Annotated in this window: 15 protein-coding genes and 1 pseudogene; 10 read left to right on the top strand and 6 right to left on the bottom strand. The window is 69.7% G+C overall.

Translation table 11 applies throughout. The annotated features are described in order from the left end of the window. Positions 1 to 22 precede the first annotated feature (22 nt). The 3 genes from ACFY0D_RS25880 to ACFY0D_RS25870 all read right to left on the bottom strand — a co-directional run bounded on the left by ACFY0D_RS25880 (position 23) and on the right by ACFY0D_RS25870 (position 3,494). Positions 23 to 1,846, bottom strand: coding sequence for a glycoside hydrolase family 15 protein (locus ACFY0D_RS25880; RefSeq protein ID WP_390800440.1), 1,824 nt, complete (start codon positions 1,844 to 1,846; stop codon positions 23 to 25). A gap of 12 nt (positions 1,847 to 1,858) precedes the next feature. Next, complete coding sequence (locus tag ACFY0D_RS25875) at positions 1,859 to 2,161, bottom strand: hypothetical protein (protein ID WP_390800439.1); 303 nt, start codon at positions 2,159 to 2,161, stop codon at positions 1,859 to 1,861. 106 nt (positions 2,162 to 2,267) lie between these two features. Continuing rightward, positions 2,268 to 3,494, bottom strand: a complete 1,227-nt coding sequence (locus ACFY0D_RS25870; protein ID WP_390800438.1) for a cytochrome P450 — start codon at positions 3,492 to 3,494, stop codon at positions 2,268 to 2,270. 575 nt (positions 3,495 to 4,069) lie between these two features. Here ACFY0D_RS25870 and ACFY0D_RS25865 point away from each other — a divergent pair. The 6 genes from ACFY0D_RS25865 (at position 4,070) to ACFY0D_RS25840 (ending at position 9,402) form a co-directional block, all read left to right on the top strand. After that, entirely contained in the window at positions 4,070 to 5,473 is a 1,404-nt protein-coding gene (locus ACFY0D_RS25865) for a helix-turn-helix domain-containing protein (RefSeq protein WP_390800437.1), read from the top strand. After that, complete coding sequence (locus ACFY0D_RS25860) at positions 5,470 to 6,201, top strand: HAD family hydrolase (protein ID WP_390800436.1); 732 nt, start codon at positions 5,470 to 5,472, stop codon at positions 6,199 to 6,201. The genes ACFY0D_RS25865 and ACFY0D_RS25860 overlap by 4 nt, the downstream gene beginning before the upstream one ends. Positions 6,202 to 6,377: 176 nt before the next feature. After that, positions 6,378 to 6,854, top strand: a complete 477-nt coding sequence (locus ACFY0D_RS25855; RefSeq protein ID WP_390800435.1) for a hypothetical protein — start codon at positions 6,378 to 6,380, stop codon at positions 6,852 to 6,854. A gap of 272 nt (positions 6,855 to 7,126) precedes the next feature. Beyond that, positions 7,127 to 7,507 (top strand): HIT family protein, encoded by a 381-nt coding sequence (locus ACFY0D_RS25850; protein ID WP_390800434.1) that lies wholly within the window; start codon positions 7,127 to 7,129, stop codon positions 7,505 to 7,507. Positions 7,508 to 7,760: 253 nt separating this feature from the next. Next, positions 7,761 to 8,036, top strand: a complete 276-nt coding sequence (locus tag ACFY0D_RS25845) for an isoamylase early set domain-containing protein (protein ID WP_390800433.1) — start codon at positions 7,761 to 7,763, stop codon at positions 8,034 to 8,036. Between the two features lie 736 nt (positions 8,037 to 8,772). Beyond that, positions 8,773 to 9,402, top strand: a complete 630-nt coding sequence (locus tag ACFY0D_RS25840; protein ID WP_390800432.1) for an AAA family ATPase — start codon at positions 8,773 to 8,775, stop codon at positions 9,400 to 9,402. Between the two features lie 239 nt (positions 9,403 to 9,641). Here the strand turns inward: ACFY0D_RS25840 and ACFY0D_RS25835 are convergent, their stop codons facing one another. Further along, the gene (locus ACFY0D_RS25835; RefSeq protein ID WP_390800591.1) at positions 9,642 to 9,797 is read right to left on the bottom strand and encodes a DUF1932 domain-containing protein; all 156 of its coding nucleotides are present in this window, start codon (positions 9,795 to 9,797) and stop codon (positions 9,642 to 9,644) included. A gap of 194 nt (positions 9,798 to 9,991) precedes the next feature. On the opposite strand from ACFY0D_RS25835, the gene ACFY0D_RS25830 reads away from it, so the two are divergent. Further along, complete coding sequence (locus tag ACFY0D_RS25830) at positions 9,992 to 10,654, top strand: HAD-IA family hydrolase (RefSeq protein ID WP_390800431.1); 663 nt, start codon at positions 9,992 to 9,994, stop codon at positions 10,652 to 10,654. A gap of 141 nt (positions 10,655 to 10,795) precedes the next feature. Next, positions 10,796 to 11,380, top strand: coding sequence for an HD domain-containing protein (locus tag ACFY0D_RS25825; RefSeq protein WP_390800430.1), 585 nt, complete (start codon positions 10,796 to 10,798; stop codon positions 11,378 to 11,380). On the opposite strand, the gene ACFY0D_RS25820 is transcribed toward ACFY0D_RS25825, so the two are convergent. Then, complete coding sequence (locus ACFY0D_RS25820) at positions 11,347 to 11,814, bottom strand: NUDIX hydrolase (RefSeq protein WP_390800429.1); 468 nt, start codon at positions 11,812 to 11,814, stop codon at positions 11,347 to 11,349. The genes ACFY0D_RS25825 and ACFY0D_RS25820 overlap by 34 nt on opposite strands. Beyond that, positions 11,801 to 12,574: an XRE family transcriptional regulator gene (locus ACFY0D_RS25815; RefSeq protein ID WP_390800428.1), complete on the bottom strand. Its 774-nt coding sequence runs from the start codon at positions 12,572 to 12,574 to the stop codon at positions 11,801 to 11,803. Before ACFY0D_RS25815 ends, ACFY0D_RS25820 begins: the two co-directional genes overlap by 14 nt. Positions 12,575 to 12,669: 95 nt before the next feature. On the opposite strand from ACFY0D_RS25815, the pseudogene ACFY0D_RS25810 reads away from it, so the two are divergent. Together ACFY0D_RS25810 and ACFY0D_RS25805 are read left to right on the top strand one after the other, a co-directional pair. Next, positions 12,670 to 12,795: pseudogene (locus ACFY0D_RS25810) on the top strand (haloacid dehalogenase); the annotation flags it as partial. A 208-nt stretch (positions 12,796 to 13,003) separates the two neighbouring features. After that, positions 13,004 to 13,906, top strand: a complete 903-nt coding sequence (locus tag ACFY0D_RS25805; protein WP_390800427.1) for a radical SAM protein — start codon at positions 13,004 to 13,006, stop codon at positions 13,904 to 13,906. Positions 13,907 to 13,931 lie beyond the last annotated feature (25 nt).

Below are 13,931 nucleotides of genomic sequence, written 5' to 3'. Positions count from 1 at the left end.
ACTTGGGTGAGGCGGGAGGGCGTCAGTGCGAGCTCCCCACCGGGCGGGGGACAGCGAGCCGGAGGATCGAGTCGCACATCGCCACGTGGCTGAACGCCTGGGGGAAGTTGCCGACCTGGCGCTGTCGCGCGGGGTCCCACTCCTCGGCGAGCAGGCCCAGGTCGCTTCGGAGGTCCAGCAGCCGCTCCAGGAGCATGCGGGCCTCGTCGACGCGCCCGCTCATCGCGAGCGCGTCGACGAGCCAGAAGGAGCAGGCGAGGAACGCTCCCTCGTCGCCCTCCAACCCGTCCAGGCCCGGTTCGGTTCCGGCGGTGGGGTAGCGCCGAAGGAAACCGTCGGCGGTGGACAGCTCGCGCCTGACCGCGTCGATCGTGCCGATGACCCGCGGGTCGGTCACGGGTAGGAAACCCACCTGCGGGATGAGGAGCAGCGCCGCGTCGAGCTCCCGGGATCCGTACGACTGGGTGAAGGTGCCGCGGACGGGGTCGTAGCCGCGGTCGCAGACCTCGGCGTGGATCGTGGTGCGCAGCCTCCGCCAGCGTTCCAGGACGCCGGCGTCGACGGTCGCGCCGCCGGACTCGACGAGTGTGACGGTGCGGTCCACGGCAGCCCAGGCCATGACCTTGGAGTGCACGAAGTGGCGGCGCGGGCCCCGGATTTCCCAGATGCCCTCGTCAGGCTTGTCCCAGACCGACTCCAGGTACTCGACCAGCTTCACCTGAAGACGCGCCGCGGTCTCGCCCGGTCCGTGGCCGGCCTGCCGGGCGGCGTGCAGGGCTATGGCGACTTCGCCGTACACGTCGAGCTGGAGCTGGTGGGCGGCGCCGTTGCCGACGCGGACCGGGCTCGAATTCTCGTAGCCGGGCAGCCAGTCCAGCTCGACCTCGCCGAGGGACCTCTCACCGGCGATGCCGTACATGATCTGCAGGTTCTCCGGGTCGCCGGCGACCGCGCGCAGGAGCCAGGCGCACCAGGCGCGGGCTTCGTCGCGGTATCCGGTGCGCAGCAGGGAGGACAGGGTGATGGCGGCGTCCCGCAGCCAGGTGTAGCGGTAGTCCCAGTTGCGGCTGCCGCCGATCTGCTCGGGGAGTGAGGTGGTGGGTGCTGCGACGATTGCGCCGGTCGGTGCGTAGGTGAGCGCCTTGAGGGTGATCAGGGAGCGCAGGAGGGCCTCGCGGTAGGGGCCGTCGTAGGTGCAGTGCGAGCTCCACTGGGACCAGTACTTCTCGGCTGCCTCCACGGCCTCGGTGGCGTCGGGTACCGGCGGCGGTGGCTGGTGGGAGGGCTGCCAGCTGAGCGCGAACTCGACGCGCTCGCCCGCGCGGACGGTGAACTCCGCGTACGTCGTCCGGTCCCGGCCGTAGGTGCCGGCCGTGGTGTCGAGCCACAGGGAGTCGGGCCCGGCGATGGCGTGAAGGCGGCCGTCGGCGGTGGTCTTGACCCAGGGCACGACACGCCCGTAGCCGAAGCGCATCCGTAAGACGCTGCGCATGGCCACGGTGCCGGCGGTGCCCTCGACGATGCGGATCGCCTGCGGGGCAGCGCTTTCGCGCGGCGGCATGAAGTCGATGACCCGTGCGGATCCGGTGGGGGTGTCCCATTCGGATACGAGGATCAGGGTGCCGGGCAGGTAGTGGCGCCGGGCGGCGCTCGGTGGCGGGCGGTGACTGGGGTGGGAGGGGCCGATGCGCCAGAAGCCGTGTTCCTCCGTTCCGAGGAGGTGGGCGAAGACGGCGTCGGAATCGAATCGCGGCAGGCACATTGAGTCGATGGATCCGTCGCGGCTGACGAGCGCTGCGGTCTGCAGGTCGCCGATCAGTGCGTAGTCCTCGATACGCGCGGGCATAGGTCAGATCCTTCAGCGGAGCGAAGGCCGGCCTGGACGGCTCGGCGGACGCAGGTGGGCATGCGGTCGGTGGGGAACGAGTTCGGCGGTCCGGCGTCGGTACTGGGCATGGAGTGCGGCGATGGAGGTCGTGATCCCGTGGCCGGTCTTCAGGCCGGCGAAGCACCGGTCGCGCCGGCCGGCGCATCGCCTCTCTGCGGCTTCCAGGTCTTCCTGCGGGATGCCGAAGCGGGTGGCGAACTCGGCGGCCCACCGCCGGAAGCTCCTGGTGCGGTCGGTGAGGGTGGAGTCGAGGCCGAACAGAGCGATGGTCATGGCGAGTTGCTCCATGGGGCGTGTGTCCGTCGGAGTCCGGGTACGTCCGGGGCCGGCGTGTCCGAAACCAGGGGTGCCCCGCCGTCGGCCCGGTGGCCGTGGGCATTCATCGAAGACTCGCTCGGGCAGCTGTGTGTACCCGCCGGAATCCGAATCGCGGGCTGGGGGCGCCGATGGCGATGGGCGCCGTCTGGTAGCCCCGCAGGATGGGGTGCACGGCTTGCGTCGTAGGTCCGGCGGGCGCCAGGGTCAGGCAGTGGTCGGCGAGTGCTCTGAGCAGGGAGCGGGCCTGCATCAGCGCGAGGTGGCCGCCGGGGCACGCGTGCGGTCCGACTCCGAGTGAGAGGTGCTTGTCGGTGTGGGGCCGACGAAGGTCGTAGCTTTCCGCGGTCGGGCCCCACTTGCGGAGATCGCGGCCGGCGGCGCCCAGGAGCAGCCAGACCCGGTCCCCGGCTTCCAGCCGAACGCCGCACAGGTCCACTGGCTCCGTCGCGAGCCGGCTGGTCACCTGTATCGGGGCGTCGAGCCGGATCGACTCGTGGAATGCGGCCTCCGCGCGAGCCGGGACCTCGCGGAGCTGGGCCCATTGCTCGGGATCGCGGGCCAGCTGGACGATCGTCCCGGCCAGACCGAGGATCGTCGAGTCGATGCCGATGGTGGCGTAGGCAGAAGCAAGCGGGACGGCCTCGCTCTCATCGAGTCGCCCGCTGTCGACGGCCTGGAAGATCGCGCCCATCCATGACCCGGCACGCACGGTGGACCGGGCAGCCCGCTGACGGAGAAGAGCGGTCATCGCCCGCTCGGTGGGCATCTCCGCCCCGCCGGGGCCGTCGACCGCGCCAGAAGAGGAGAGGGACGGCCGGATCTTGTTCAGGGCGAGCCCTTGGGCGTCCTCCGGCAGGCCCATCAGGTCCATCACCGTGCCCGTAACCATCTCGCGAGCCAGGTCCACCGCGTCGAACCCGCCGTCGGCCGTACGCTCGGCAACCAGCCGGTCCGCCCTCTTCTGGATCGTCTGCCGCCGCCGGGCTACCGCAGTGGGCTTCAGCTGGCTCCTCAGGATGTGGCGCAGCCGCGTGTGCGCCTCATCGTCGACCGCCAGGACCGTCCCCGTGAGGAGTCCGGGCCTGCTCGGCCCGTGTTGTGCCGTGTCCTCGGTGCGGAACGCGTCCGGGGTGGCCAGGATCGAGCGGACTTCCTCATGGCCGGGGACGGCCCACACACCGTGGCGCTCCATACGGGTCACCGGGCCCAAGCCGCGCAGTACCTCGTAGAAGGGGTACGGGTCGGTGAGTACGCGCTCGTCGAAGAGGTCGAAGGAGGAGATGGGCACGGTGTCTCCGCTGCTCTCGGTCGGGGGTAGGCGCTAGGGGGTGTCGTGCCGAAGGCCGGGCGGGACGCGGATGGGCCTTGCTCCGCAGAGGAATTCGGTGGCTTCGACGGCAGTGTGTGAGGTTTCGCCGAAGGCCTCGGCCTCGGCCCCGCCCCCGCCGCGCCGTACGGGGCGGCGGCTCCAGGCGGTGTGCGACGGCAGCGTGACCGAATGGAGGACAGGCATCCACCCCCACCCCTCGGCCCCGGACAGGGCTTTCACGGGGTGTGCTCTCATGGGGCCTCCCTCCCTCACTCCTTCCAGGCCTACGGCGCCGGAAGTGTGACTTCTGACGACCGCCGGCGCTCTGCGGTGAGACGAGCCTGAAGCCACGACCGGATCTCCGGTATCGCTGGGGCGGTATCGCTGTGGCGATATCGATCTGCCCATAGCCTGGAGCCCAGAGTCAGGACGCGGACTGCCGACGAACGGGTAGCGAGTTGATCACGCCGAAGCGAGCATGCGGCCAGTGCGGTCGGACGATGAGCCGGTACAACCCCGGATCGCGTTGCGCCTCCTGCTCCAGGGCCGGCATCATGCCGCGCATCCCCGACCGCGCCTGGCGCGACGAGGGCGTGTACCGAGCCCTATCCACCTGGGACTTTGCCACTGTTCTCCGCCTGGTTCGACATCGCTCCGGTGTCTCCCAACAAGCGGTTCGGGAGCTCACGGGGCTCACCCAGAGCTTCATCTCCGAACTCGAGAACGGCCGGAAGCAGGTCGAGGGCAGGGAGGCGATCGTCGCCCTCCTCACCGGCCTGGGCGTACCCGCGGACCTTCGCCCGCTCCTTCTCGCCCCCCTCGCTCACGCCGACGCGGAGTGCTCCTCAGAGGCAGCTGACCCGGCTCTGCCATGGACCCCCGCTCGTATGGTGACGGCACTGGATGCCGCCGTCGGAGGTGCCATGATCGGATTGAACCGTCGAGGCGTGATTGCCGCCCTGGGAGGGGCGGGCCTCACACAGTACGTACTCCAGGCTGCCATCGCGCCGACCGAGTCGATCGCCGCCACCGCCCGAGAGGGGATCCGGGTCTCGGACCGACTCCTCGCCTCGCTGCAAACCACGACCGACGTTCTCCGGCAGGCGGATGCCAACCATGGCAGCGGGAGAATCGCGCGAACCGCGACCACACACCTGAAGGTTCTGCTGGGCCTTCTGAAGGAGGGCAACTTCAACGAGGCGACGGGCCGCCGCCTGGCCGCCGTGACAGCGGACACCGCGATCCAGACCGGCTGGTACCGGTTCGACAGCGGGGCACACGGCTCGGCACAGCACCTCCTCCTTGGCGCGCTCCGTGCTGCCCACGTATCGGGAGACAGCCGCCTGCGTGCCGGCGCACTCTCCTTCCTCGCCATTCACGGCTACTCCGTGGGTGACCCCCGAGATGCGGTCGCCGCCGCGCGCACAGCCCGCCAGGTGATCGCCGATCAGGACGCCCCTGGGCTCCACGCCATGCTGCTGACCCGGCAGGCACGGGGGCACGCCCGGCTACGAGAAGGCCGAGAAGCCCTTGCCGCTCTGGACGAGGCGGAGATGCTGTGCGCTCGTGGCCGCGGAGAGGACGACCCGCACTGGCTGTACTGGATCAACCCCGGCGAGATTCGAGGCCAGGCAGGCAGCTGTTATCTCGACCTCGGCCGACCTGATCAGGCCGCTGAAGCGTTCGCCGAGGCCCGGGGCGCCCTGGCCGTCGATGACCTGCGCACCCGCGCTCAGTTCCTTTCCCGTGCGGCAACCGCCCAGATGCGGGCCGGCGACGCCGACCGAGGATGCACCACCGGCCACGAGGTTCTCTCCCTCGTGGCCGGAGTCCGGTCCGCGCGGCTGGACGAGAACCTCTTCGCCATGCTCACCGAAGCCCGGCGGTTCGACACCACTGCCGTCGTCCGGGAGCTTCTGGAGCGCGGACGGAACGTCATGGAGGAACGGGCAGCGTGATCCTCGTTCTGTGGGACATCGACCGCACGCTCCTCTACACGGGCGACATCGATCGTCGTGTCTACAGGGAGAGCTTCACGGACGTCGTCGGCAGACCGCCGACAGCCCTGCCGGCCCGCGGAACAGGCGTCACCATGCCGCTCGCTGTACGCGAACTCCTCTCCGTGAACGATGTCCCGGCGACGCAGATCGACCGGTTCGCGAGTCGCATCATCGACCAACTGCCGCGAAGGCTTGAGGGGTACCGCGCGCTCATCGCATCGGAGGGCATCGTCCTGCCTGGCGCGGTGTACGCACTCCGCGCAGTGCGCGGCGCTGAGCTCCTCATCCCGACGGTGGTCACCGGCAACCTTCGGGGGAGCGCGGAGGTGAAGTTGTCGGCCCTCGGGCTGATCGACCACCTCGATACCGGCATCGGCGGATACGCGTCCGACGATGCCCACCGGCCCGCGCTGGTGGGCATAGCCCAGCGACGAGCTGCGGGCGCTCACGGCGGGCGGTTCCAGCGCGACAACACGGTGATCGTGGGGGACTCGCTGGAGGACGTGCGGACGGGACTCGAAGGGGGCGCCCGCATTGTGGCGGTCGCATCAGGAACGGCCTCTGCCGACGAGCTCCGAGACGCGGGGGCAGATCACGTCCTGGCGGACCTGACCGGCACCTCCGAAGTCCTGCGAGCCATCCATCGGCTCGGGAGCCGAAGGCCGAAGCCCCGCTGTCGGTCGTGAAGTCGCATGCCATTCGCCGGTGCCACGGTGATGTGGCGTCATCTGGGACCGAGGCGCAGGGTGATGCCGCTCGTGGCGGTGCTGTTTCCCGCGTCCGGCGATCGCCTGCACCCGCATCGGCCGCACTGGCAGAATCGGCCGCGACGAGCACGTGCCCGACTGACAGGGGGAGAGGTATGGCCGACGAACAGGAAGATCCGCGCGAGGTCGCACGACTGCGTTACCACCTCTACGTGGAAGCGCTCCGGGCCCGGATGCCCCAGGCCGGCTTCCACCTCCTCATGGAAATCATCCGGCTGTGGCTCGAGAACGGCGGTGGCACCGCCCGGATACAGATGGACGACGAGGAGAAGGCGCTCTTCACCGGCGAGGTCAGACAGGAGATGCTCACCCTGATGGGCCTGATCGGCGCGATGCAGCCCGGCCACGAAGACCGGGCGGAGCACGTTGTCGTCCAGCTCGGCGACAGCGAACACACGAAGGGCGCCATGACGCTGGTGCCGGCCGAAGTCGCCGCCGACCCCGAGCAACTGCAGGCCCGACTCGACAAGATCGACTCCCAGCAGCGGCAGCGGACCCTCGACCGCAAGGAAGTCGAGGCGATCGCCCTCGCCTCCGGGATGCCCCTGGCCGATCCCGACGCCGACACCTGACAGGCACATCGGTCCACTCGCCCGCACTGTTGCTCATCCCGATGTGGAAAGGCGCCGGCGGCGACAAGGACGCTGCTCGATCCCTCTGGCGATCTGAGCGGGGCGCCGCCACAGGGTCCGGACTGCCGTGGTGCGTGTCGCAGTCGGTAGAGAGTCCGGGTACGGGCAGTTCGCCCGTGTGCCGATGGGGGCGGCTGGTTCCCGTAAGACGGTGAGCCATGCCGGATACGCTGATGACTGGTTCGCGCAACCACCACGGAAAGGGACTGACCGTGACGACCGGTGCTGCCATCTCCGACTTCTACTGCAACCAGGCGCTGTCCGGCCAGGTCGCTGTCGAGACCGTCGCGGAGACGGAACGCGCGCTCGCCTTCCACCACACCAACCCTTCGTACCCGGTGCACATCGTGGTGATCCCGAAGGACCACGTTCCGTCGCTGACGAACCTGGGAAACGCCGACTTCAGCGTCCTCACCGAGGTCGTCGGTCTGGTCCGTGAGGTGGCGGCCCAGGTCGAGAAGGAGCACGGATCGTGCTCGGTCACCACGAACCTCGGGCTGTATCAGGAGTCCAAGCACATGCACTGGCACGTGATCTTCCGTGGCGAGACGTCCGAGCAGATCCTCGACGGTTACGGTCACCACGACCGCTGACGCCGGCTGCGCCGCAGGCGCCCTGACGGCCCGGCGGCCATCGTGATCTGTGCGATCCCCGGCCTGTCGTTCACGGCGGGGCGGCTGCCGTCCGCCGCAGTTCGCGCCGGATGGCCGTGCTCGCTTCGAGTCGTTCAGGGGACCAGGCGGGTGACTGGCCTCCCCCTCGCGGCCGCGTCCGCGCCCGTGGACAGACGCGAAAGCAAGGATGCACAGGCCCCCTTCTCCCACAGATCCTCGGTTGGAGTCGTCCGTGCTCGAACGCAAGAAGCTCAAAAGCCGTACTCAGGTCACCTTCGTCCTCCCCGAGGACACACCCGACGGGCCGGTGAGCGTCGTCGGTGACTTCAACCAGTGGGACCCTGCCGCGCACCCCCTCCAGTCCCGCGGTGACGGCACCCGCGCGGTCAGCGTGTCCCTGCCTGCCCGCAGCGCACACTCCTTCCGCTACCTTGCCGCCGACGACCACTGGTTCGACGACGACCACGCCGACAGCCACGACGGCACGAACAACCGCATCCACACCTGACGCTCGGGAGCCGGCGAGCCGGCGAGCTCGTCGAGCAGCTCTCGCGCCTGCAGTCCCACGCCGCCCACAGGCCAGTCCGTCCCGTGGCCGAGGGAAGTCGCCCGGGAGCAGCCCGGTCTCTTCGCATTCCGCTGCGGCATGGTCGGGCCGCGCACGAGAATGGGCGGATGGCCACCCTTTCACGCGCGAGCCAGGCCGCGAGTACACGCATCCGGCACGGCGGCAGGAGCATCACAGCGGGTTGCCGAAGCACGTACGCGACGCCGTTCACCGGCTTTCAGCATCCTCATACGCACAGGTTCTGAGGGCGGAGCCGAAGGCTCCTGAGCATGACGACGATGGAGGGGGACAGGTGGGGGATTTCCGGGCGGGGTGGGTGCCGGACCGGCTGCGTGAGCGGCGAGAGGCCCATGGCCTGACACTGGAGAAGGCTGGTGACCGCCTCCGAGAGGTTGCCGGGCAGGCCCAGTTGCGAGGTGTCCCCGCAGCGAGTCCTCAGACGCTGCGGCATCACGAGCAGGGCGAGGTCTACCCGGGACCGCACTACCGCAGGGCCTACTGCCTCCTGTACCGGGCCACGGAGTCGGACCTGGGCTTCCGGAACGCGCAGCCGGGCGAGGAGACCTCCTTCGAACCGACTCCGGGGGACGACCGTCCCAACAGCGCACATGTCCTGGCCGTCGAGCGAGCAGTCCGGCGGATCGGGCCCGGCTCGGACGGGTCCGACCATCTCGCGTTGCAGCAGCGCATTGTCGACGCGTGGACGCGCCGGCACACCGGCGGCGATCCGCATCGCCCGGTCCTGATCCTGGTCGGTGGATACGCCGGGTCCGGAAAGACCGAGCTCGCCCGCTTCTTCGTCCAGCTCACCGGATGGCCGCTGCTCGACAAGGATCCTCTCACCCGCCCGCTGGTGGAGCAGCTGCTGATCGCACTGGGCGGTGATCCGAACGACCGCCACACCGACCTCTACAGGACCCGGGTTCGGGCAGCGGAATACGACTGCCTGATGCGGTCGGCCATGGCCAACATCCAGTCGGGGATCAGCACCGTGCTCTCCGCACCCTTCATTGCGGAAATGACGGACCCCACCTGGATGCAGCGGCTGGCGAACCGGGCCGGCTCCCTTGGGGCCGACGTTTTCCCGGTGTGGGTGCGCTGCGACGAAGAGTCGATGCGGGAGCACATCGCCTTCCGCTCGGCCGACCGCGACGCCTGGAAGCTGCAGCGGTGGGACGAGTACATGGCCACGATCAACCTTGACCTGCGTCCGGCGGTGCCGCACTTGGTCGTCGACAACCGATGGGGCGCTTCTGTGAGTCTCGCGGACCAGGCCCGTCAGGCCATGGCTGGGATGTACGTGTAGCCGGCAGGAGGGTGCGATCCCGTACGGCCCGCCGACCACGGGCAAAGAGACAGTGACCGAGGCGCTGGTCACGCTCGACGGACGGTGCTGCCGGCTCGCGCGCCTCAAGGTCGGCTCGGGCAGCGTACCCGGACACGGGCCGAGGACCTGATCGTGGACACCACGGCGGCAGAAGGCGGCCCGGCTCGTGGGCCGACTGCCGACGCAGCCCCCGGTGGCGGCGACAGCACGAGCGTGGGCTACGGGCGGGCGTCGGCTGCCTCCTCCAACTCCGGGCCCCAACGCCAAGCACGAGCGGCCGTCTTGGCGACGTACTCGGGCTCCGCCGGATACGAGGAGCTGCGCCGGGAAGCGACTTCGATGAGCTCCTGATCGACGCCGTGCTCGCGGGCCATCCCGATCGCCAACGCCACGAGGCACCGCGATGCCTTCTGGAACGCGGTGTATGAGACTGCGCGGGGACGAACGGCATCCCCGTCACCGAACCCGAATGGACACCCGCAGCGCGGCTCCGAAGTCGGTCTGGCCCGCGCTCTGGTGGAGCGGTAGCGTCCGTCGGTGAGTCCCCTCACGGAAGGATGGCGCCGGCATGCCCGAACTCACCGACACCGCCAACCACGGCACCGGCAAAGGGCTGATCCTCGACTTCGCCGGAGTCCTTACCGCCGATCCGCGCCCCGTGCACCGGGCATGGTGCGAACAGGAGGGCCTGGCGCCCGAGGCATGGCGGGCGACGTTGAACGATCACCCGGAGGGCCGCCGTTTGTACGCGGCGCTGGAGGCCGGAACGATCGGCCAGGCCGAATGGAACACGGGCACCGCTGCGCTCCTGGGCGCGCACGTGGACCCGGTGGATCTCATGGGCCGGGCCTGGACGGGAGTGCCGGCCGCCACCCGCATGATCGCGCTCGCCCGCGCCGCCCGGCAGGCGGGCTACCGGCTCGCGCTCCTGTCGAATTCCTTCGGCCTCGACCCGCACGACCCGTACGAGCACGCCGGGATCTGGGATCTCTTCGACGTGCACGTCATTTCCGGGCGTGAGGGTCTGGCGAAGCCGGACCGCGGGATCTACCAGCTCACCCTCGACCGGCTCGGTCTGCCCGGCACCGCGTGCGTGTTCGTGGACGACCACCCCGTGAACCTGCTCCCGGCGCGGGCCCTCGGCATCACCACCGTCCTCGCCGTCAAGGAAGCCGACACGGTCGCCGAGCTTGAGGTGCTCCTCGGGGTCAGCGCGGTTCTCGGCGCCTGATCTGCGGGTTTCGGCCGCTGTCAGCTCTCCCGTCAGATGCTCTCGCGTCTCCCCGTACTCCGGGCCGCTCCTGGACGGCGAAGGGCCGGCGGCATCCCGGGGCGGGAGTGCTCATGGCTCGTGCGGGGCATGGAGCAGGCCATGGACGAGACGATGCAGGCGTGGGCGAGACAGGTGGCCGAGAAGGAGCTCAGCGACGTGCTCCCTCGGCGGTGGGCGCATTCACAGGGAGCAGGGGCGCGTGCCGCTGGGCTCGGTCCGGCCCTGGCAGGGGACGCCGCGCTGTTGGCTGCCGCGGCAGTGCTGCACGACGTGGGGTACGCGCCCAGGCTGGCCGGGACGGGCTTTCATCCGCTCGACGGGGCGCGGTTTCTCCGGGACGAGCATGGCGCTGATGAGCGGCTGGTGCGGTTGGTGGCGAACCATTCGTTCGCCCTGCTGGAAGCCGAGGAGCGCGGGCTGAGGGAGGTGCTGGAGCGGGAGTTCCCTCTGCTGGACGAGCCTCTGCTCGTGGACGCGCTCGTGTACTGCGACATGATGACGACGCCTGACGGGGAGCAGACCACCGCTGAGAACCGGGTGACGGAGGTCTTGGGGCGCTACGGCGCCGACAGCCTCGTGGGGCGGTTCGTCCGCCGGGCGTCGCCGGAGATCTTCGCGGCGGTGGCGCGGGTGGAGGCCGTGCTGGTGGCTCAGCCGAGGCAGGGGTACGTGCCGGAGAGATAGTCACCGATCTGCCGGCGCATGCTGGGGTGGATGTCGTAGTCGCCGAGGTCGGCCGCCTGGACGAAGAGGACGCCGTCGGCCTCGTCGTTGACCGTGGGTGCGCCGCCGACGGGCCGGCCGATGTACGTGTTCTCGTACTGCTGGCGGATCTCTCCGTCGGTGTAGGCGACGATGTGTTTCGGGTTGGTGTAGACGCCGAGGAATCCGGTGATCTCGGCGACGATGCCGGTCTCCTCCAGACATTCGCGCACCGCGCACTGTGCGGCCGTCTCGCCGATGTCCTGGGCCCCGCCGGGCAGGGCCCACTGGCCGGTGTCGCGGCGGCGCTGGAGCAGGATGGCGCCGCTGTCGTCGACGACGAGCAGGTTGCTCGCGGGGATGAGGGTGTTCGCCTTCGGTGCGGTGGGGTCGTCGTAGTACTCAGTCCTGCCCATGGGCGGCGGTCCCTTCCTGGTCAGGAGTCCAGGTCCGGGCGGCGGCCCAGACGGCTTCGAAGCTCCGAGCGTAGTTGTCGAACCAACCTGCGCCGTTGGCCTTCTTCAGGTGCAGGAGGGGGTTGGCGCTCGCCGGCCGGCCCCACACGTGTGGGTTGACCAGCAGGTGGTCGTCGTAGCGGAAGAGAGACGAGTAGAGCGTGGTGTCGTGGAGCCGAACCTCGCACCCGGCCTCGGGCAACAGCGGGCGGTAGTAGGTGAGAGAGGCACGGATCTTGGCGGAGAGGGTGTCACCGATGCCTTCCTCACGTCCCCGGATGGCCACTGCCTGGCCGCCCGGGTCACCGAAGCACAGGCGTATGCGGACGCCCTTGGCGGCACGATCGGCGAGCATGTCGGTGACCTGGGGGTTGGACTGGGCGAAGAACGTGCCGGAGAAGACGAGCACTCCGATCTCCTCCCGTGCCTCGTGCAGGAGGGTGAGCCACATGTCCCGGGGGACGTCGGCGCGGTTCTCGTAGATGCTGATCAGCTCGCCGCCCCACACGGCGCCGGGCCTGTTCGCGGATGGCGGTGGGGTGGGCCAGAGGAAGGATTCCTGCACCCGCAGGTGTTGGGCGGCCCGGAACCGGTGACGTCGGTGCGGCAGGCGACCGCCGAGCCAGCGACCGACGGTCTTGGGATCGACCTCGCAGACTTCGGCGAGCCCATCGGGGGAGACGCCGCGCTGGGCGAGTACGGAGTGCAGCCGCTCGTTCACAGGCCTCATGAAAGCGGGCCAGTGGTGATCCGGCAAGGACGTTTGGGGACGTTCTGTCAGTATGGGGATGGTTGTGGGGATCCGACGCTTGCGTCGTGCAACTCATCGTTCTGTGGGACGTCGACCACACGCTCATCGAGAACGCCGGCGTCAGCAAGGAGATCCATTCCGCCGCGTTTTCGGCGCTCGGAGGCAGCCCGCCGACGGGATCGGTGCAGACGGGCGTCGTCGGAGCGCCCGCGGTGCTGCCGGACCTGCCGGACCTGCCGGACACGGGACGGGTGATCACGCTTCTGGAAGGCTTCGCGGGCCGCTGAAAAGGACGTCCCGGGACGTCTTCGGGAACGTCCCCATACGCGGTGACACGCTCCGGCACTCTCGGCCACGATCAGGGCTCCGGCAAGGTGACCGGCTGAAGGGGGCCCACACGTGATCGGGGAAGTCACCGGGATCCGCAGGATCCGGATGCTGGACCTGCAACTGCTGTACCGCTGCACCTTCGAGTGCCAGGACTGCTTACACGGTGCACGGCTCCAGCACGCCGAGGCGTTCACCGCCGAGCAGGCAGCGAACCTCCTCACTCTCATGCGCGAGGAGTACGGTACCGAGGCCGTCGTCCTGCTCGGTGGCGAGCCGTTCGTCCACAAGGACCTCATGCGCGTCGTGCGACACGCCAAGCAGGAGCTGGGCCTTCAGGTCGAGATCTGCACGAACGGCCACCGGATCGAGCGCCCGCTCACCGAGATCGCCCGGTACGTGGACCTGCTGCGGATCTCTCTGGAGGGCACCGGCTCGGCCAACGGCCGGATCCGCAAGGTCGGCAGCTTCCGGAGCGCGCTGCGCGCCCTCGGCTTCGCTCGTGAGCTCGGTGTCCGCACCGCGGCGACCCTGACGGTCACCTCCCGCAACATCGACGAGGTGCCGTCCCTGGCCCGCGCCGTCCAGGACCTCGGTGGGCGCGAGCTCAGGCTGCACTGCCTGCAGCCGCTCGGCCACGCTGCCAACCACCCTGATCTCCTGATCGCCCACTCCGCCGCGTACGCCCGCCTGCGCGATCAGCTTCAGGAAGCACGGCTGGCCATCGAGGTGATCGTCGACGAGGACCGGTCCGAAGACGGCACCCCCGAGACCCGCACCCCCGCGGGCGCCCCGGTGGAGATCGAGCGGATCGAAGCCGACCCGCGCGGCGCGCTGACCATGTCCTGCACAGCCGTCGGCCAGGAATCCCACGCCTTTTGGTACGACAAGCTCGCCGACCGCATCGTCCATCGCCCCACCGCCACCGGCGAGTTCCCCCGTACAGTGCCCGACATGGTGTTCTCCCGTGCCTGACCAGCCCGGTTCGAGAGCAGCATTC

It is taken from the genome of Streptomyces sp. NPDC001502, assembly GCF_042894785.1.
Classification (GTDB): Bacteria; Actinomycetota; Actinomycetes; order Streptomycetales; family Streptomycetaceae; genus Streptomyces; species Streptomyces kutzneri.
Note: the sequence above shows the minus strand (reverse complement) of the source record. Positions and strands in the feature narration are given on the sequence as shown.